The organism is Stenotrophomonas sp. A3_2 (assembly GCF_036624925.1).
In the GTDB taxonomy this organism is placed as follows: domain Bacteria; phylum Pseudomonadota; class Gammaproteobacteria; order Xanthomonadales; family Xanthomonadaceae; genus Stenotrophomonas; species Stenotrophomonas hibiscicola.
Map to the genome: position 1 here is coordinate 39,169 of NZ_JAZKVY010000263.1, position 16,705 is coordinate 55,873.

Annotated in this window: 21 protein-coding genes and 1 tRNA gene; 8 read left to right on the forward strand and 14 right to left on the reverse strand. The window is 67.2% G+C overall.

Annotated elements, in window-relative coordinates; all coding sequences use genetic code 11:
• The first annotated feature begins 25 nt into the window (after positions 1-25).
• Together R5H29_RS12510 and R5H29_RS12515 are read left to right on the forward strand one after the other, a co-directional pair.
• Positions 26-1,360 carry an MFS transporter gene (locus R5H29_RS12510; protein ID WP_332329239.1) on the forward strand — a complete coding sequence of 445 codons (1,335 nt, stop codon included), beginning with the start codon at positions 26-28 and terminating at the stop codon, positions 1,358-1,360.
• Between the two features lie 67 nt (positions 1,361-1,427).
• Entirely contained in the window at positions 1,428-1,727 is a 300-nt protein-coding gene (locus R5H29_RS12515) for a hypothetical protein (protein WP_134735277.1), read from the forward strand.
• 156 nt (positions 1,728-1,883) lie between these two features.
• Here R5H29_RS12515 and R5H29_RS12520 read toward each other — a convergent pair whose 3' ends face one another.
• The 4 genes from R5H29_RS12520 to R5H29_RS12535 all read right to left on the reverse strand — a co-directional run bounded on the left by R5H29_RS12520 (position 1,884) and on the right by R5H29_RS12535 (position 6,537).
• On the reverse strand, positions 1,884-3,536 hold the full coding sequence (locus tag R5H29_RS12520; RefSeq protein ID WP_332329243.1) for a M28 family metallopeptidase: 1,653 nt from the start codon (positions 3,534-3,536) through the stop codon (positions 1,884-1,886).
• A 105-nt stretch (positions 3,537-3,641) separates the two neighbouring features.
• Positions 3,642-4,574, reverse strand: a complete 933-nt coding sequence (locus R5H29_RS12525; RefSeq protein WP_332329240.1) for an MBL fold metallo-hydrolase — start codon at positions 4,572-4,574, stop codon at positions 3,642-3,644.
• A gap of 202 nt (positions 4,575-4,776) precedes the next feature.
• The gene (locus tag R5H29_RS12530; protein WP_134735246.1) at positions 4,777-5,073 is read right to left on the reverse strand and encodes a hypothetical protein; all 297 of its coding nucleotides are present in this window, start codon (positions 5,071-5,073) and stop codon (positions 4,777-4,779) included.
• Positions 5,074-5,241: 168 nt separating this feature from the next.
• A complete protein-coding gene (locus R5H29_RS12535) occupies positions 5,242-6,537 on the reverse strand; it encodes a tryptophan--tRNA ligase (RefSeq protein ID WP_332329241.1) in 1,296 nt (431 codons plus the stop codon).
• A 108-nt stretch (positions 6,538-6,645) separates the two neighbouring features.
• On the opposite strand from R5H29_RS12535, the gene R5H29_RS12540 reads away from it, so the two are divergent.
• The gene (locus tag R5H29_RS12540; RefSeq protein ID WP_019661830.1) at positions 6,646-7,446 is read left to right on the forward strand and encodes a hypothetical protein; all 801 of its coding nucleotides are present in this window, start codon (positions 6,646-6,648) and stop codon (positions 7,444-7,446) included.
• Positions 7,447-7,516: 70 nt separating this feature from the next.
• Here the strand turns inward: R5H29_RS12540 and R5H29_RS12545 are convergent, their stop codons facing one another.
• The 3 genes from R5H29_RS12545 to rocF form a co-directional block, all read right to left on the reverse strand.
• Complete coding sequence (locus tag R5H29_RS12545) at positions 7,517-7,738, reverse strand: CsbD family protein (protein ID WP_019661831.1); 222 nt, start codon at positions 7,736-7,738, stop codon at positions 7,517-7,519.
• Positions 7,739-7,939: 201 nt separating this feature from the next.
• The gene (locus R5H29_RS12550) at positions 7,940-8,077 is read right to left on the reverse strand and encodes an entericidin A/B family lipoprotein (protein ID WP_019661832.1); all 138 of its coding nucleotides are present in this window, start codon (positions 8,075-8,077) and stop codon (positions 7,940-7,942) included.
• Positions 8,078-8,239: 162 nt separating this feature from the next.
• Positions 8,240-9,160, reverse strand: coding sequence for an arginase (rocF, locus tag R5H29_RS12555; RefSeq protein WP_111097684.1), 921 nt, complete (start codon positions 9,158-9,160; stop codon positions 8,240-8,242).
• 131 nt (positions 9,161-9,291) lie between these two features.
• On the opposite strand from rocF, the gene R5H29_RS12560 reads away from it, so the two are divergent.
• Entirely contained in the window at positions 9,292-9,639 is a 348-nt protein-coding gene (locus R5H29_RS12560; protein ID WP_057503835.1) for a hypothetical protein, read from the forward strand.
• 24 nt (positions 9,640-9,663) lie between these two features.
• Here the strand turns inward: R5H29_RS12560 and R5H29_RS12565 are convergent, their stop codons facing one another.
• Positions 9,664-10,434, reverse strand: a complete 771-nt coding sequence (locus tag R5H29_RS12565) for a DUF3011 domain-containing protein (protein WP_332329242.1) — start codon at positions 10,432-10,434, stop codon at positions 9,664-9,666.
• Positions 10,435-11,030: 596 nt separating this feature from the next.
• Between R5H29_RS12565 and R5H29_RS12570 the strand changes: the two genes are divergently transcribed.
• A complete protein-coding gene (locus R5H29_RS12570) occupies positions 11,031-11,438 on the forward strand; it encodes a hypothetical protein (protein ID WP_329842625.1) in 408 nt (135 codons plus the stop codon).
• 79 nt (positions 11,439-11,517) lie between these two features.
• Positions 11,518-11,841 carry a hypothetical protein gene (locus R5H29_RS12575; RefSeq protein WP_329842626.1) on the forward strand — a complete coding sequence of 108 codons (324 nt, stop codon included), beginning with the start codon at positions 11,518-11,520 and terminating at the stop codon, positions 11,839-11,841.
• Positions 11,842-11,898: 57 nt separating this feature from the next.
• On the opposite strand, the gene R5H29_RS12580 is transcribed toward R5H29_RS12575, so the two are convergent.
• The 6 genes from R5H29_RS12580 to birA form a co-directional block, all read right to left on the reverse strand.
• Positions 11,899-12,201, reverse strand: coding sequence for an addiction module antidote protein (locus R5H29_RS12580; RefSeq protein ID WP_058979789.1), 303 nt, complete (start codon positions 12,199-12,201; stop codon positions 11,899-11,901).
• A 58-nt stretch (positions 12,202-12,259) separates the two neighbouring features.
• The gene (locus R5H29_RS12585) at positions 12,260-12,547 is read right to left on the reverse strand and encodes a type II toxin-antitoxin system RelE/ParE family toxin (RefSeq protein WP_329842628.1); all 288 of its coding nucleotides are present in this window, start codon (positions 12,545-12,547) and stop codon (positions 12,260-12,262) included.
• Positions 12,548-12,753: 206 nt separating this feature from the next.
• A tRNA-Thr gene (locus tag R5H29_RS12590) sits at positions 12,754-12,829 on the reverse strand.
• Positions 12,830-12,869: 40 nt separating this feature from the next.
• A complete protein-coding gene (locus R5H29_RS12595; protein ID WP_188250543.1) occupies positions 12,870-13,724 on the reverse strand; it encodes an SPOR domain-containing protein in 855 nt (284 codons plus the stop codon).
• Between the two features lie 9 nt (positions 13,725-13,733).
• Positions 13,734-14,465: a type III pantothenate kinase gene (locus R5H29_RS12600; protein ID WP_019661840.1), complete on the reverse strand. Its 732-nt coding sequence runs from the start codon at positions 14,463-14,465 to the stop codon at positions 13,734-13,736.
• Positions 14,462-15,430: a bifunctional biotin--[acetyl-CoA-carboxylase] ligase/biotin operon repressor BirA gene (gene birA / locus R5H29_RS12605; protein WP_019661841.1), complete on the reverse strand. Its 969-nt coding sequence runs from the start codon at positions 15,428-15,430 to the stop codon at positions 14,462-14,464. Before birA ends, R5H29_RS12600 begins: the two co-directional genes overlap by 4 nt.
• Before the next feature lie 144 nt (positions 15,431-15,574).
• On the opposite strand from birA, the gene R5H29_RS12610 reads away from it, so the two are divergent.
• Together R5H29_RS12610 and R5H29_RS12615 are read left to right on the forward strand one after the other, a co-directional pair.
• A complete protein-coding gene (locus R5H29_RS12610) occupies positions 15,575-15,853 on the forward strand; it encodes a hypothetical protein (protein ID WP_005411956.1) in 279 nt (92 codons plus the stop codon).
• Complete coding sequence (locus R5H29_RS12615; protein WP_329842631.1) at positions 15,820-16,611, forward strand: M90 family metallopeptidase; 792 nt, start codon at positions 15,820-15,822, stop codon at positions 16,609-16,611. Before R5H29_RS12610 ends, R5H29_RS12615 begins: the two co-directional genes overlap by 34 nt.
• Positions 16,612-16,705: the final 94 nt, after the last annotated feature.

Consider the following 16,705-nt stretch of genomic DNA (forward strand, 5'->3'; position numbering starts at 1 on the left):
CGCCGCATCGAGGATTCCCACCCAGATGAGCACCACGTCCCATCCTGCCGTACCCGCGAACGACCGTGCCGCCCTGCGGCGTTCGATCTCCAACACCCTCAAAGGCTCCGCCGGCAACCTGGTGGAGTGGTACGACGTCTACGTGTACTCGGTGTTCGCCGTGTACTTCGAATCGCAGTTCTTCTCGCCGGACGACAAGAACTCCACCCTGTACGTGTGGGCGATCTTCGCCGCGACCTTCCTGATGCGCCCGATTGGTGCCTGGTTCTTCGGCCGCTTCGCCGACCGCCATGGCCGTCGCCTGGCGCTGACGGTCTCGGTCACGCTGATGGCACTGTGCTCGTTCCTCATCGCCATCACCCCCACCGCCGCCAGCATCGGCATCTGGGCCGCCGTGATCCTGCTGTTCGCGCGCCTGCTGCAGGGCTTCGCCACCGGTGGCGAGTACGGCGCCAGCGCCACCTACATGTCCGAGGCGGCCATTCCCGGCCGCCGCGGCTTCCTGTCCTCTTTCCACTACGTCACCCTGGTCGGCGGCCATGTGCTGGCCCAGCTGCCCCTGCTGCTGATGCTGACCTTCTGGGGCAAGCCGGAGATCTCCGAGTGGGGCTGGCGCATCGCATTCGGCATCGGCGGCATCGCCGCGGTGGTGGTGTTCTGGCTGCGCCGTGGCATGGACGAGTCGCTGTCGGAGTCGTCCATCGAGGCCGCGCGCGAGGGCAAGGCACAGAAATCCGGTTCGATGTACGAACTGTTCGTGCACCAGTGGCGGCCGCTGCTGCTGTGCTTCCTGATCACCGCCGGTGGCACCGTGGCCTTCTACACCTACTCGGTGAACGGCCCGAAGATGATCCAGAGCGCCTTCGCCGGCAACGATCCGATGACCGGCACCCTGATCAACCTGGGCGTGCTGGCGTTCCTGATGGTGCTGCAGCCGGTCGGCGGCTGGCTGTCTGACATCATCGGCCGCAAGACCCTGCTGGTGTTCTTCGGCGCCGGCGGCGTGCTGTACAGCTGGTACCTGATCACCCAGCTACCGCACCAGCATGACGCCACCCTGGCCTTCCTGACCCTGGCACTGGCCTTCGTCATCCTCACCGGCTACACGTCCATCAACGCGGTGGTGAAGGCCGAGCTGTTCCCCACCCACGTGCGTGCGCTGGGCGTAGGCCTGGGTTACGCGCTGGCCAACTCGCTGTTCGGCGGCACCGCCCCGCTGCTGTACCAGGGCGCGCTGAAGACCGGCCACGTCGACTGGTTCGCCCTCTACGTGACTGCCACGATCGCGGTATCGTTGGTGGTCTATGTGTTCTTCCTCACCAACAAGGGCCCGAACTGGCTCGACGGCACCCGCAAGTAGGCGCGTTGCCCTGATCGCGGCCACCGGTGCACTGCCGGTGGCCGCTGCGTCTCCCGCTCCTCCACTGATGTGGATCGCGGTGACGCTGGCCGCAGCCACGGCACTGGCCTGGCTGCTGCGCCGCCCCAGCGCACAGGCCGCATGGCCACGCATCGGTTTCGGGGTCGCCCTGCTGCTGTTCTGCGCCGCACTGGCGCTGCAGCTGGCAGTGGACCTGGGCAGCGGCCACAGCTCGCTGCAGCTGCGCCTGCATCGCGGCGTCAACGGCGGATCGCTGGTCGGCCTGCGCACGATGGTGGCGTGCTATCTGGCCGCGCTCGCGGCTGGTGGCTGGGGCGCGTGGGCGCTGTTGCGCCGGCGCAGGTAGTGCCGGCCGCTGATCGGCAATCGGCAATCGGTAGAGTCGACTGTTAGTCGACTGCTCTCTCGGTCGGCACCGAAAAACCCGCGCTGCGCGCGATAGTCGACTATCAGTCGACTCTACCCGCGGCGGAATGACATGACACCCCGCCGATTCCGATCCTCAGCGGCGGGCCGCTTCGCTCTTGTCACGCGCGCTGCGGAACTCCGATTCCTTTTCCCACGTGGGCCAGCGGCGGCTGTTGGCCAGCTCCGCACCCAGGTCGTAGACCAGCAGGGTGTCGGCGGCGTGGCCGCTCGGGTCCCAGCTCGGCGTCCAGGCATCGCAGGCCTGGTGGTAGCAGTCGGCGAAGTACTTCTCGCGCAGCGCGCGGCCGGCTTCTACGCCGCCGTCCAGCTTGTCCAGACCGGGGCCGATGGTGATCGCCGGCACGCCCAGGCGCGCAAAGGCGAAGTGGTCGGCGCGGTAGAAGAAGCCGGCCTCCAGGTTCGGGTCCGGGCTGTAGCTGCGGCCGCGGGCCTTGGCCACGCGTTCCAGGTCGCCTTCCAGCGACACCCGGCCCTTGCCCCACGAAGCGATGTCACGGGTCGGACCATCCGGGCTGAACATTTCGATGTTCAGCACTGCAGCGGTCTTGTCCAGCGGCGCCAGCGGATGCGTGGCGTAGTAGCTGGCGCCCAGCAGGCCCTTCTCTTCAGCGGTCAGTGCCACGAAGTACAGCGTGCGCTGCGGCTGCGGGCCGGCGGCGAACACGCGGCCCAGTTCCAGCACCGTGGCCACGCCGGTGGCGTTGTCGATCGCACCACGGCGGATGCGGTCGCCCTTGGCATCGGCCTGGCCGATACCGAACGCATCCCAGTGCGCGGAGAAAATCACCGCCTCGTCGCCATGCTCGCCACCGGGCAGCTTGGCCACCACGTTGCGGGTCACCACCTGCTCGCGCTTGAGCGCGAAATCCACGCTCAGCTTGGCGTTGTCCAGCGCCACCGGGCGGAAGTCGGCACGCATCGCCTTGCGCTTCTCCGCATCGAAATCGAGGCCGGCGTCGGCGAAGATCGCCTCGGCCAGCTCGCGCTGCATCCAGCCGCGCAGCGGCGTGTGCTGCGCCATCGCCTCGGCCTGGCTGCGTTCGATGTCGAACAGCGGCGAGGTACCCGAGCTCTTCACCGTGGCCCAGCCATAGGCGGCCGGCGCGGTCTCGTGCACGATCAGCACGCCCTCGGCGCCACGGCGTGCGGCTTCCTCGAACTTGTAGGTCCAGCGGCCGTAGTAGGTCACCGCCTTGCCGTCGAACGCGCCCGGTGCATCAGCCTCGAAATCGGCGTCGTTGATCAGCACCACGGCGATCTTGCCGTGCAGGTCCACGTCCTTGTAGTCGTTCCAGTGGCGTTCCGGTGCGTCGATGCCGTAGCCGACGAACACCAACGGTGCATCCTTGATCTGCACGCGCTTGCGCGGCTGCAGGCTCTGCAGGGTCACGTCCACGCCATTGGCCAGCGCACGCTTGCCCTGCTTCAGCGACAGGCTGGCCTTGGCCTCACCCTCCAGCTGCGCGCGCACCAGCGGCACCGGCTGCACCCAGCTGCCGTCCACGCCGCCCGGCTGCAGGCCGTAGCTGCGGAACTGCTCGATCAGGTACTGCACGGTGCGCTCTTCGCCTTCGGTGGCCGGCGCGCGGCCCTCGAACTCATCCGACGCCAGCACGCGCACGTGCCGCGACAGTGCCTGCGGATCGATGCCGCCACCGGGAAGGTCATTGGCCGCATGGGCCAGGCCACCGACGAACAGGCAGGACGACAGCAGCAACACGCGCATCGGATTCACGGCAGTACCACGGCTAGCTTGGAAGTCACCAGAGTGTAACGTGGTCGTGACATCACGGCGCAGCGTTGGCCCACCTCATCCACGCATGGCGGGGCTTTACGGGCGGATGCGGTCCAGCCAGCAGGCCAGGCCTTGCGCGTTGAGTTCGATGTCCATCGCCAGCACCGCAATCACCGCCGAATCGTCCAGCGCACAGCCATGCAGCTGTGCACGTTCCAGGTAGAGTGCCTGCAACGCGGCCAGCAGGCAGCGGTGGCGGTCCGGACGGCCATCGCATTGGCGGCCGATGGCCGCCATCGCATCGATCTGTTCGAACAGGTCGTCGGCCAGTTTCTCCACCTGTCCCACGCGCCCATAGTGGGTCAGGTACATCGCCTGCGGCGCGTAGCCCAGCATGCGCCGGATCGAGGCCTTCATCGCCTCCGGGTCGAACTGCACCGGCGAGGAGGTGGGGAAGATGAAAGCGCCCTGCGCGCTGTCCAGCTCGCGGTAGGAGATGCCAAACGTATCGCCGGTGAACCAGCTGCGGCTGCGCGCATCCCACACGCAGTAGTGGTGCAGCGCATGGCCCGGCGTGTGCAGCAGCACCAGCTCGCGACCGGCCAGGTCGATGCGGTGGCCATCTTCAGCCACCACGACGCGCTGCGCGGGAATCGGTTCGATGCGGCCATAGCTGCGCGCGATTTCCTCGGCGCCGTACACCGCCGTGGCACCGGCGATCAGCCGGGTCGGGTCGATCATGTGCGGCGCACCGCGCGGGTGCAGCACCGCTTTCGCGTTCGGCAGCTGCTGCATCAGCAGGCCGGCGCCGCCGGCGTGGTCCAGGTGCACGTGCGTGAGCAGCAACCAGTCCACCGCGTCCACGCCCAGGCCGGCATCCGCCAGCGCCTGCAGCATCGCCGGCACCGACAGGCCGGTACCGCAATCGACAAAGGCCGCGCGGCCGCTTTCAACGATCAGGTAAGCCGCGTCGAAGTCCGGGCGCTGGAAACCGGTATCGATGGTATGGATGCTGGGGTCGGCGGTCATCGGCACGCACCTGGCAGGATCGGGAACAGACACCATGGTAGGCGCGCAGGCGGCCCGGGTTCGATGCGGCTTTGGTCGGAGGGGCGCTTCTGTAGAGCCGAGCCCACGCTCGGCTGCCATTCTGTCAGGCATCAGCCGAGCATAGGCTCGGCTCTACAGCGGCACGCGAAGTCGAGCATGGCTCGACTCTACAAAGGTGGGACTACCGGTCCAGCCATCGCGGCCGCAGCAGCAGCGCCAGCACCAGCACCGCCAGGAACGCGCCGTAGGCGTAAAGCACCGCCAGTACCTGCGGCCAGATGGGGCCGGCACCAAGCTGTGCCATGCCGATGCGATACCCCCACAGCATCGACGCGATGCTCAGCGCGAAGGCCAGCAACAGGGTGGTGCCATCGAACAGGCGCCGCCGCGCGGTGCGCGGCTGGCGCGGGAACAGCCAGTACAGGCTGCCCAGCAGCAGGAACCAGGGCAGGAACAGCAGCAGCGACAACCAGGCCATTGCAGACTCCATGTCATCGCGCCGGAGGCGCGCGGACATCATGCCACGGGCGCTGTGCCACGGTCGTGCCGGCGGAGTGCTTCCCTGTAGAGCCGAGCCCATGCTCGGCTGCTTTGCAGCCCAGCCGAGCATGGGCTCGGCTCTACAGAGGGCAGGCAGGCCCGGCGATCAGGTCCCTTCGCGCAGCACGGCCAGGGCGGCCAGCACGGCGTCCACCTCGGCCTCAAGCTTGAACAGCTCGCTCTGCAGCTGGTCGCCCTGCTCGGCCTGCTTGATCACGGCAATCAACTGCCCGGCATCACGCGGCGAATCGAAGCCTTCGCTCTGGATCAGCAGCGTGCCGTCACCGGCGGTCAGCTTGAAGTAGAACCGGCCGTCCTTCTCACGGTACTGCTTGAACTGCGGCGGCGCCACGCGGGCCACGCCGGCATCTTCGCTGGCGATGTCGCCCGCCGTGGACAGGTCGCGCAGGCCCACGGCGTGGCGCAGTTCTTCCAGCAGCGGTGCCGCCAACTGCTCGCGCAGCTGCTGGCCACGGCGCTTGAGCAGCGCTTCGATTTTCTCCGGCTCGGCCATCAGCGCGTTGTAGCGCTCGCGCAGCGGCGACAGTTCGCTGTCGATGCGCTCGAACAGCTGCTGCTTGGCATCGCCCCAGCTGATGCCCGCAGCGAACGCCTTGGCGAATTCCGCGGTCTGTTCCGGGGTGGCGAACGCCTGGTACATCTGGAACAGTGCCGAGCCCTCGGTGTCCTTCGGCTCACCCGGTGCGCGCGAATCGGTCAGGATCGAGAACACCAGCTTCTTCAGCTCTTCGCGCGGCACGAACAGCGGAATGGTGTTGTGGTAGCTCTTGCTCATCTTGCGGCCATCCAGGCCCGCCAGCGTCGCCACCTGTTCGTCGATTACCACCTCCGGCATCGGGAAGTACTCCTTGCCGTACACGTGGTTGAAGCGCTGGGCAAAATCGCGCGCCATTTCGATGTGCTGGATCTGGTCACGGCCCACCGGTACCTGGTTGGCCTTGAAGATCAGGATGTCGGCCGCCATGAGCACCGGGTACATGAACAGGCCGGCGCTGACGCCTGCGTCCTCGTCCACGCCTTCCTCGCGGTTCTTGTCCACCGCCGCCTTGTAGGCGTGCGCGCGATTGAGGATGCCCTTGCTGGCGATGGCGGTGAGGAACCACATCAGCTCGGTGGTCTCGCGGATGTCGCTCTGCCGGTAGAACCACACGTGTTCCGGGTCCAGGCCGCAGGCCAGCCAGCTGGCCGCGATCTCCAGGGTCGCGCGCTGGGTGCGCTGCGGGTCCTGTGACTTGATCAGGCTGTGCAGATCGGCCAGAAAGAAGAAACTCTCGATCCCCGGCGCGCGGCTGGCCGCGATGGCCGGGCGGATGGCGCCAACGTAGTTGCCCAGGTGGGGCGTGCCGGAGGGAGTGATGCCGGTAAGGACTCGGGTGGTCATGACTGCGTGGGGTAACCTTCGATGAACGGGGCCAGTTTACCTTGCACGCCACCAACCCCGTCAGGGCCCGCGGCGCGTTCATTCACGCAACCCCGCTGGAGACGCCCGATGAAACGCCTGCTGCCCCTGCTGCTTATCCTGCCTCTGGCCGGCTTCCGCCCGGCCCCGATGCCGCCGCCGGTCTACGAGGGCGGCCCCGTGCGCATGGCCTTGGTTGACCGCGACCGCGGCACCGAACTGCGCAGCTACCCCGCCGAGGGCCAGCGCTGGGTGGCCGGTGAGCGCGGTCACCGCTACGCCGTGCGCCTGTACAACGACAGCCCCCGCCGGGTGCTGGTGGTGCTGTCGGTGGACGGCGTCAACGCCATCTCCGGCGAAGATGCCGATCCCTCGCAGACCGGTTACGTGCTCAACCCCGGACAGCGCGCCGACATCACCGGCTGGCGCAAGAGCCAGGACGAAGTGGCGCAGTTCGTCTTCAGCAGCCCCAGCGGCAGCTATGCCAGCCGCACCGGCCGCCCGGACAACATCGGCGTGGTGGGCGTGGCCGTGTTCGAGGAAGCGCGCCGCTGGCGCCCTGAGCCGATCCTGCGCCGCGGCCTGCCACCGCCGGCGCCGGCTGCACAGGCCGAAGCGGCCGCCGATGCCAGCGCCAGCCGCATCGAGGGCTACGCCAGCAAGCCGCAGGCGCCGGCGCTGGGCACCGGCCACGGCGCGCGCGAGCAGTCCTCGGTGCGCGATACCGAGTTCGAGCGCGCCAGCCGCAGCCCGGCGCAGGTGTTGCAGCTGCGCTACGACAGCGCCCGCAACCTGCGCGCGCGCGGCATCCTGGTCGATTCGCCGTCACGCCTGCCGCGCGAACCACAGGCGTTCCCCAACCGCTACGTGCCGGACCCGCCGGCACGCTGATCCTCCGCGCAGACAACACAACGCCCGCAACCTTTCGGCGCGGGCGTTGTGTCGTGGGGGAAACCGGGGCTTACTTGTAATCCGGGTAATCCTTGCGCACGCTGTCTTCGAAATCCCGGACTTCCTTCTCGGCGCGGTCCTTGGCCCAGCCATAACGCTCCTGCAGGCGACCGGCCAGGTATTCGGCATTGCCTTCGGCCACATCGAAATCGTCGTTGGTCAGATCGCCCCACTTGGCCTGGGCCTTGCCCTTCAGCTGCGACCACTTGCCGGAAATGATGTCTTTGTTCATTGCTGGGAGTCCTCGGTTGCAACGGCGTTCTTACCGTGGTTCCAGCTTCGCGCAGTCGCTGTTGAGTACCGGTCAACCAGCAATGAAATGCGTGCTCACCTGCTTGAATGGTTCACTCCGCTTGCACAGCCGTGTGTGGCAGCGTGCAAGAAAAAGGCCGGGGATGATCCCCGGCCTTTTTCCTTCCATTCCGCGCCGGGCTCAGTTGCCCTTGGCGGCATCCTCAACCTTCTCACCGGCCTTCTGCACGTCCTTGCCGGCACCGGCCACAGTGTTGCAACCGGCCAGCAGGGCCACCGAGAACATCGACAACAGCATCAGGGCAACTACGCGCTTCATGGGCTTCTCCTTGGGTTTGCCGCTACACCGCTTCATTCGCGGATGGGATTCTTTCGCTCAGCGGGAGAAGGCCAATGCCCGCCGCCGCCGCGTGAAGTGCAATCTGGCGGCAGGGGCGTGGAGCGGGTGTGAACGGATCGGCGATCCGTTCAGGCGGTTGCCTTAGTCGCGCATCAGGGTGGACTTGCCGAACAGGCTCTCGACCAGGTCCACGGCCAGTTCGGCGGTGGCATTCTGCTTGTCCAGCAAGGGGTTGAGCTCGACGATGTCCAGCGACCCCATGCACCCGGTGTCAGCGATCATCTCCATCACCAGCTGCGCCTCGCGGTAGTTCACCCCACCCGGCACGGTGGTGCCCACGCCCGGCGCGATGCTCGGGTCGAGGAAATCCACATCGAAGCTGACATGCAGGTGGGTGTTCTCGTCGATGCCCGCCAGTGCTGCTTCGACCGTGCGCTTCATGCCGTTCTCGTCGATGTAGCGCATGTCATAGACATCCACCTTGTGGGTCTTGATCAGGCGCTTCTCTTCCGGGTCCACCGAACGGATGCCGATCTGGTGCACCTGGGTGGGAGTGATCGCCGGTGCGCTGCCGCCGAGGTGGGTCAGCGCCTCCGGGCCGAGGCCGCACAGGCAGGCCACCGGCATGCCGTGGATGTTGCCCGAGGGGGTGACATCGCTGGTATTGAAATCGGAATGTGCATCCAGCCACAGCACGCGCAGGGTCTTGCCCTGCTCGCGGCACCAGCGTGCCACGGCAGTAATCGAACCGATGCCCAGGCAGTGGTCGCCGCCGAGCATGATCGGCATGCGGCCGGCCTGCAGTTCGGCATAGCTGGCTTCCATCAGTGCATGGTTCCACGCCACCACTTCCTCCAGATGGCGGTAGCCCTGCACCGGCGCGGTCCACGGGTTGCGCGGGCCATCCAGGTTGCCCAGGTCGCGCACGTCCACGCCGCGCGCTTCCAGCGCCTCCGGCAGGCCCGCCACGCGCAGCGCTTCCGGCCCCAGCCGTGCACCGCGATGGCCCGCACCGACATCGGTGGGAACGCCGATCAGGGATACGGAAATGGGATGGGCCATGGGTGCCTCCTTGCGGGGGAAAAAGAAGCACAGTCTAGCCAGAGCTGTGTGACACCACTCGCGGCGGTGCAGCAGGGCATTGGCATGGCATGATGCCGCGCGGACCCGACCGTCCTTTATGGAAGATTGCGATGTCGCCCTTCATCAATACCGCGTGGCCACGCTTTTTCACCGTGGCGCTGCCGGTCGCCGTTTTTGCGGTTTTTTTGAGCAACTCGATCGATGCGTCGCCGAATGGCTGGCTGATGCAGGCGACACTGCTGCTGGTGCCGTTCTCGACCCTGGTATTCCTCGGGTTGGGCTGGCAGCGTCTGCGCAAGGCACACGCTGAATACCCGATTCTGAAAAGCGAACTGCACCGTATGCTGGCGGCGTTGATCGGCAACGTGAAGGTGGCCGCGCTGTGGTTCGGCCTGACCTTCGTTGGTATGTTCACCCTGATGCTGGCGTGGGTGTTGCTGTATAGGTCCTGCGGCTGAAGCCTGTCCCAACCCGCTGCGCGCTCAGCGTCCGCGACGGCGCACCGGCGTCACGCTCTGCACCTGGCCGTTGTTGCGCATCATGCACAGGAAGCGGCCATCGGGGTAATCGATGATCAGTTCCTGGTAGTCGCTACCCACCGGCATCTGGGTCACCAGCGTGCCCTGCGCGCCCTTGCGCATGTTGCAGGAACCCAGCGCGGTATCGCCCGCCGGCGCGGGGGTGGCCACCGAGGACACATTGCGGAACACCGCGCGGCAGCCGCCATTGACCCACACCGAGTGCCGCGACAGGCCCCAGTTCCTGCCCTCCTCGCAGCGGGTACGGCTGAGCTGGCGCACGATTTCCACGTTGCCACGGGTGTTCAGATCGCAAGAGACCTGCTGCTGGCCGGTGGATTCGCAGGTGACTTCGCGCGGTAGCGCGGCATCCCCGGCGGCAGCGTCGCGAGGGCGGGCGCTGTTTGCGGCGGGCGCAGGCGCACCACTGCTACTGACCTGGCAGATGCCATTGGCGCCGCCACGACCGGTGTAGCTGATCTGCGGCGCGCCGTCGTCGTTGCGGCTGATCGACAGGGTGATGCCGCTGTTGGCATCGCGTGCTTCGAAATAGCGGTCGTTGAAGCGCTTCAGCGTGGCCTCGCGGCCCTGCACGTAGACCGGGCCGCCTTCGTCGGCGTGCACGTCGATGCCGCCCGGGCAGCTGGCGTTGAAGAAAGGCACGGCAGCCATGGCCGGGGCCACGAAAGCAGCGGACAACAGTGCGACGGTGAGCGACAGGGCATGGCGACGCATGTGCTTATCCCGAAGGGGCCCAGGGCGGGCGTGTAGCGGAAGTATGCGGTGGGGCGCTGCGGGCTGTCCGTGAGGAATATCAAGATCCTGGGCGCGCGTTGGCACTTTTGGGTCTGGTATCGTCGCCTTGGTGCCTTGCCGAGGCTGTTAAGCCAGCTTTACGTCGCACGCTACTGTAAGCCGTGCGGCAACAGTGGCGCAGCCCGGATGACCGATGATGACGGCGCTGCGCGATATGTCGCTTCTGGCATTGCGATGCTCGAAACGGGCCAAACGCGATAATTCATTTTTCCTTTCAGATCACCCGATGCCATCGAAACAAACGACTGGCAGGCGGTGATTTCACGTGCGCATGATGAATCGCCACCTGCAAAGGTGGTCGGGACTTCCAAGCCCGTGTAATCGAAGCTGTATACGCTTGCCAGCCGGCGCCGTCTTCCCAAAAGCGGCGCCGGCTGGCAATCCGTTCGCCGATCGACGGCGGGCGGTGCGTGGGGGCCCTGTGCCCGCCGGCTCATCGATTTCCGGTCTTGGAAGCCACGCATCGCCCGCCACCCTCTTCGGGTGGCACCTCTGTTGCCGACGAGGATGCCCGCATGCCCAAGCCCCATCACCCGTACCTGACCGCCACCCTGGGCGAGGCTGCCTTGCGCCTGCCGCCCGAACTGGCGCAGCCGTTGGAAGCTGCTTTCGCTGCCGCGAACGAGGCGCCCGCGCCCATCAACCTGCCCGGCTGCCTGCAGCGCATCCAGGCCGGTGACGCCGCCGATGGACAGCCGTGGCCGGGACCGGCAAGCACACCTGGCGACACGGTGGCCGCCGCACGCAGGGATCGCGCCGCAGTGGGCCTGGTATCGCTGCTGGAGCTGTACCACGCCGCAGAGCGCGTGCGCGTGGATGGGGAAGAGAAGGACGACATCGGCGATGGCACGCGCGAGGGTCTGATGCTGGCCTGCCGGGGGCTGGCGGAGTATGTGGCGTTGCAGGTGCAGGGGGCTCAGTAATGCAGAACGGTGGGATTCCAACGCACAGCGTCAACGCCTCGCTACCCCGGCTATCGAATCAGGCTGACCCACTCCTGAAATGCGCACACCCTATCCAAACCTCAAACCTGTTTTTGTTGAACTGCGGCTGGACGAAGTGGATTCGCGCGGTGGCGCTGTTGCCGAGATGATCGCCTCCACCGCGCGTCCCAGGGCGCTTTCCATAAGCCCTGAATTCATGTGGTACAGCTTCGTGCTGAATGACCGCGCCGTTACCCGCATCACGCCTGGGACGCGGGCACGCTGCACGATCTCATTCGTCAACCATGACGGTGCGAAAGAGGTATTCCCCTGTGGCACGGTGGCCGCCTTCGGAGACGGATCGTCGACAAGAGGGTTGATCCGCATCATTCGGTTTGATTGAGACTGATCGCACCTGACTTCTTGAGGCGGCGGAAGTGGAGCGCAGTGCCTTGATGCCTCACGCGGCACTGGCATGCAGACGCACACCCAAGGCACGGGTCACCTTCAGGATGGTGGCGAAATCGGGGCTGCGTTCGCCGGACAGTGCGCGGTAAAGACTCTCGCGCGACAGGCCCGCCGCGCGCGCAACCTTGCTCATACCCTGAGCGCGCGCGATGTCGCCGAGCGCCTTGGCAATGAACGCGGAATCGCCGTCGCTTTCCTCGATGCAGGCGTCGAGATAGGCGGCCATTTCTTCGGGTGTCCGAAGGTGTTCGGCCACATCAAATGCTTTGAGTTCGACTTTTTTCTTGGTGGCCATGATGGAACAGCTCCAGTACTTCGGTATTGATTCGTTTCGACTACAGCCGGTTCGACGCTCACAGGGCACGTGCAATCTCCCTGGCCTTTTCGATATCGCGATGCTGTGAGCTTTTGTCACCTCCGACCAAAAGAATCAGCAACTGCCTGCCGCGCTGGGTGTAGTACAGGCGGTAGCCCGGCCCTGCATCGATACGCAGTTCGGAAATACCGTCCCCCAGACGGCGGTGATCATCCGGATGGCCTTCGGCGAGCCGACCGATACGGGCCAGGATGCGAGCGCGTGCAGTTACGTCCTTGAGAGCGTCAATCCATGTCGCGAACTGACGGGTACGCTGGATCTTCATGGAAAAATGTAGCCTACTGGCTACACATTTTCAACTACGAGAAACGCGCATCAACCACGAAGCACGCGCACAGGCAGGTGGGACGCGCCTCGTCAGGTGCAAGATGAGATAACAGCAAGGAAGGAAAAGAACGGGAGAGACGCAGCAGGGAGCAGTGCTCGACCGATTACTGCGCCGCCATGTCGAGCTGCACAACTGGAGTGTGGTGGTGCCGCTTATCCGAATCGAACGGATGACCTACTGTTTACAAGACAGTTGCTCTACCAACTGAGCTAAAGCGGCATGGGTGGTGCACCGGCGGCAGCGCCGCGGTCCGGGGATTCTAGCGCAACCGCGTGCATTCCAGCGACCGGCTCTGTGCCGCCCCGCTGCGCTGCTGGGCCTGGGCCGGCTGCGTGCCCGCCGCCAGTTGCGCTTCCAGCCACCACTGGCCGGCGTCGCCGCTGGCGACCAGGCGCGGCTGGAAGCCGGCGGCCTGCACCGCTGCCATGCGGCGCTCGGCGCCCTCGCGATTACGGTACTGGCCCAGCGCCACGGCGTTGGCGTCCTCGCCCTGGCTGATGATGTAGTAGTCGCTCAGGCCGGCGGCGACGATGCGCTTCACGGTGGCCTGCGCTTCGTCGCGGTTGGCGGCGGCCGGCAGCATCACCCGGTAACGGGCACTGCCGCTGGCAGCGGGCTGTTCGCGCAGGCGCACCTGGCTGAGCAGCGTGCCGGCCTTGCCCTGCGCGCTGCTCGCGGCGGCGCGGTCGGCGAACGGGCCCAGCGCGACGCAGCGCGGCGGTTCGGCAGCCTCGGGCGGGGTTGCGGGTTTTCCCGGTGCTGGCACGGGCGCTGCGACCGGCTTGTCGGCGCCAGCAACCGATGTGGCGGCAGGCGCAGCTTCGGCCGCCTGCGGCTTGGCACTCTCCGGCTTCGCCGGGGCGGCGGGCGCCGGCGTTACAGCCACGGCCGTCTTCTCCGCCGGCTCGCGCTCCATCAACGGCGCGGTCGGCGCGGCAGCCGTGGCTTCGGCGGCCGCGGCGGCATCCACGCCACCGGGCACCCAGCGCAGCTCGGCCACGCCCGTGGGTTGCGGTGGCGGCGCAGGCTTCTGTGGTGCATCGCGCAGCAGCCACCAGCAGGCGACGCCAAGGTTGAGGATGGCCAGTACGACGATCAGGGCACGGGTCAGCATGCGCGGATACTAGCCTGCGGGCTGGTGCACCGCCCAGCGGGCGAGACCATCCAGCACCAGCGAGGGGTGGTAGTCGGCGCCGGGCAGCAACGGCATCAGCGCCGGTGCGCCGCCCCCGTGCACCAGCAGCGACGGTGCAACGCCCAGCAGCGCGTGCCCCTGCTGGGCGCTGCGTTCGATCAACGCCACTGCGGCGCCATCGCAACCGGAGGCGAGCGCATCGGCGGTGTCGTTGGCGAATTCGCTGTAGTCGCCGCCGGTAGCAGGCAGTTGCACGGCACGGGCGTGCAGCGCTTCGCGCATGGTGGTGGGCGATGCGGAAATGCGGCCACCGTGGTGCTGGCCGTCAGCGTCGAGCAGGTCAATCGTCAGTGCGGTGCCCACGCCCACCACCAGCACCGGGCGCTGCGCCTTGGCCGCGGCCAGCAGCGCCAGGAAGCGGTCGACGCCGAACTTTTCCGGCTTGGCATAGGCAATGCGCACACCGGCGCATTCGGCGCTGGTACGCACCACGTGCACGTGCTCGAAGCGACGCTGCAGCTGGTCCAGCATCGCGCTGGTCAGCGACGGTGCGGCCACGCTGGCCACGAACGCGGTGGTGCCGCTGGGCAGGCTGTGCGGCGGCTGTCCGGCCATGCCTTCGGCGCCATGCGCCCAAGCCTGCACGTCACCGGCACGGTCGCCCTGCAGCGGCGCAAACTTGAAGCGCGAGTTGCCGAGGTCGAACAACCAATCGCTCATGCCGCCCTCACGCTGACTTCGCCGGCGTGCAGCAGGCGCTCACGGCCATCGATGCGCACGCGCAAGGCGCCGTCATCGGCCAGGCCGAGCGCGGTGCCATGCTGCCACTGCCCTTCCAGTTCCACCCGTACTTCGCGACCGGCCAGCATGTCGAACGCGGCGTAGCGCGGCAGAAAGGGAGCGAGGCCTTCGCGATCGAATTCTTCCAGTGCCGGCAGCAGGCGCGCCAGCACGGCAGCAACCACCACGTTGCGGTCCACCGGCTTGCCGGCCAGCGTGTCCAGGTCCACCCACGGCTGGGTGATCTGCTCGGCGAAGGATGGCGGCATGTGCGTGTTGATGCCGATGCCGATCACCGCGCGCGCCGGGCCGGCATATTCGCCACCGCCCTCGGCCAGCAGGCCGACCAGTTTGCGCTTGCCATCGACGATCAGGTCATTCGGCCACTTCAGCTGCGCCTGGGTATAGCCCAGGTCGTGCAGCGCTTCGGCCACGGCGATGCCGGCCACCAGGCTCAGCCCGGCCAGGCGGCCGAGGCCACCGGAGAACAGCCGCAGCACCGACAGGTACACGTGCGCGGCCAGCGGCGACGCCCACGTACGGCCGCGACGGCCGCGGCCGCCGGTCTGGCGTTCGGCCAGCAGGACGCTCACCCCGCGCTGGGGCGCGCTGCAACGCAGCAATTCGGCATTGGTCGAGTCCACCGTCCAGGCCACCTGCAGGTCGTGCAGCAGCGGCAGCACCTCGGCGGGCAGGCCAGCACGGATCGCATCCGGGTCCAGCAGGTCGACCGGGCGGGTCAGGCCATAGCCCTCACCTGCACGGCCTTCGATGTCCACACCGGCGGCTCTAAGTCCTTGAATACGCTTCCAAATGGCCGCCCGGGTCTGGCCCAGCTCACGGGCCAGGGCGTCGCCGGAGAGGCGACCGGCAGCGAGTTTGGCCAGCAATTGGCGGTCGTCCACGGCAGCTTCCACGAAGTCAGGAAGGAATTATGCGGGAAAGCCGCCAGCGGCGCCCGCCACGCTGGGTTCTGCGGGGGCTTCCAACGGGGCGCCGGGTTCGGGCTAGAATCGGGAACTCACCTTCCCTTAACGTGGATGTCGTCAATGCGCCGCTATGCCCATTGCCTGATCCTGCTGACGATGCCCTTCGCGGCGTCTGCGACGGCAGCGCTGGACGACAGCCGCGGCGCCTGCGTGTCCTCCAACGGCGATGCCGCCTCGCAGCGTGCACCGACCGCGACCGCTTCGGCCGCCACCACCAAGCCGGCACCGGTCCGCCCGGCAGCCAACACCAGCACGGGCGGCGGTGGCAGCGACGACGACGTGCTGCAGCGCATCCGCGCACCGAAGTGGCACAGCTACCTGCCGGGAATGTTCCGCTGATCAAGTCGTTGCTGCAGTGGCTGCGACCTGCGCCGCGGCCGATCGACGATGTACTGTGGAATGAGGCCTGCCGCCGTGCGGCCTGGCTGCGCGGCCTGGACGACGAACGCCGCGCACGCCTGCGCGTGCTGGCCACGCGCTTCCTGCACGAGAAGACCATCACGCCGATCGGCGAGCTGCAGCTGGAGGCCGGCGATGGCGTGCTGCTGGCGGCGCTGTGCTGCCTGCCGCTGCTGGAGTTCGGCGAGGTGGGTCTGGAAGGCTGGTCGCAGCTGATCGTCTACCCCGATGCATTCCGCGTACATCGCAGCCACATGGATGCGGCCGGCGTACTGCATGAGTGGGATGACGAACTGATTGGCGAGTCGTGGGACAGCGGTCCGCTGATCCTGTCCTGGGCCGATGTGCAGGCCGACCTGGCGACGCCGCACGAGGGCTACTGCGTGGCGGTGCACGAGATGGTGCACAAGCTGGATGCACTGGATGGCGCGATGGACGGCACACCGCCGCTGCCGCGCGAATGGCAGCGTGAGTGGGCGGCCATCTTCCAGCGCGCCTACGATGCGTTCTGCGCGCAGGTGGATGCGAGCGAAGAAACGCTGATCGATCCGTATGCGGCCGAAGCGCCGGAAGAATTCTTCGCGGTGACCAGCGAGTATCACTTCTCGGCACCGGATCTGCTGCAGCAGGCGTTGCCGGAGGTGGCCGCGCAGCTGCGGCGGTTCTATGGCGAGCCGCCGACGATCGAAACACGGTAGTGGGGGGGGGGGGGGGGGGCCGGGGGGCGGGGGCCCCCGCGAGCGGCGGGTGGGCGGCCCGGGCCGCCCCCCCCCCTGGGGGGGGGGGGGGGCC

Excerpts from the sequence above, each read along its gene's own strand:
- R5H29_RS12510 (WP_332329239.1), top strand. The coding sequence starts at position 26 with ATGAGCACCACGTCCCATCCTGCCGTACCCGCGAACGACCGTGCCGCC.
- R5H29_RS12515 (WP_134735277.1), top strand. The coding sequence starts at position 1,428 with ATGTGGATCGCGGTGACGCTGGCCGCAGCCACGGCACTGGCCTGGCTG.
- R5H29_RS12520 (WP_332329243.1), bottom strand. The coding sequence starts at position 3,536 with ATGCGCGTGTTGCTGCTGTCGTCCTGCCTGTTCGTCGGTGGCCTGGCC.
- R5H29_RS12525 (WP_332329240.1), bottom strand. The coding sequence starts at position 4,574 with ATGACCGCCGACCCCAGCATCCATACCATCGATACCGGTTTCCAGCGC.
- R5H29_RS12530 (WP_134735246.1), bottom strand. The coding sequence starts at position 5,073 with ATGGCCTGGTTGTCGCTGCTGCTGTTCCTGCCCTGGTTCCTGCTGCTG.
- R5H29_RS12535 (WP_332329241.1), bottom strand. The coding sequence starts at position 6,537 with ATGACCACCCGAGTCCTTACCGGCATCACTCCCTCCGGCACGCCCCAC.
- R5H29_RS12540 (WP_019661830.1), top strand. The coding sequence starts at position 6,646 with ATGAAACGCCTGCTGCCCCTGCTGCTTATCCTGCCTCTGGCCGGCTTC.
- R5H29_RS12545 (WP_019661831.1), bottom strand. The coding sequence starts at position 7,738 with ATGAACAAAGACATCATTTCCGGCAAGTGGTCGCAGCTGAAGGGCAAG.
- R5H29_RS12550 (WP_019661832.1), bottom strand. The coding sequence starts at position 8,077 with ATGAAGCGCGTAGTTGCCCTGATGCTGTTGTCGATGTTCTCGGTGGCC.
- rocF (WP_111097684.1), bottom strand. The coding sequence starts at position 9,160 with ATGGCCCATCCCATTTCCGTATCCCTGATCGGCGTTCCCACCGATGTC.
- R5H29_RS12560 (WP_057503835.1), top strand. The coding sequence starts at position 9,292 with ATGTCGCCCTTCATCAATACCGCGTGGCCACGCTTTTTCACCGTGGCG.
- R5H29_RS12565 (WP_332329242.1), bottom strand. The coding sequence starts at position 10,434 with ATGCGTCGCCATGCCCTGTCGCTCACCGTCGCACTGTTGTCCGCTGCT.
- R5H29_RS12570 (WP_329842625.1), top strand. The coding sequence starts at position 11,031 with ATGCCCAAGCCCCATCACCCGTACCTGACCGCCACCCTGGGCGAGGCT.
- R5H29_RS12575 (WP_329842626.1), top strand. The coding sequence starts at position 11,518 with ATGCGCACACCCTATCCAAACCTCAAACCTGTTTTTGTTGAACTGCGG.
- R5H29_RS12580 (WP_058979789.1), bottom strand. The coding sequence starts at position 12,201 with ATGGCCACCAAGAAAAAAGTCGAACTCAAAGCATTTGATGTGGCCGAA.
- R5H29_RS12585 (WP_329842628.1), bottom strand. The coding sequence starts at position 12,547 with ATGAAGATCCAGCGTACCCGTCAGTTCGCGACATGGATTGACGCTCTC.
- R5H29_RS12595 (WP_188250543.1), bottom strand. The coding sequence starts at position 13,724 with ATGCTGACCCGTGCCCTGATCGTCGTACTGGCCATCCTCAACCTTGGC.
- R5H29_RS12600 (WP_019661840.1), bottom strand. The coding sequence starts at position 14,465 with ATGAGCGATTGGTTGTTCGACCTCGGCAACTCGCGCTTCAAGTTTGCG.
- R5H29_RS12610 (WP_005411956.1), top strand. The coding sequence starts at position 15,575 with ATGCGCCGCTATGCCCATTGCCTGATCCTGCTGACGATGCCCTTCGCG.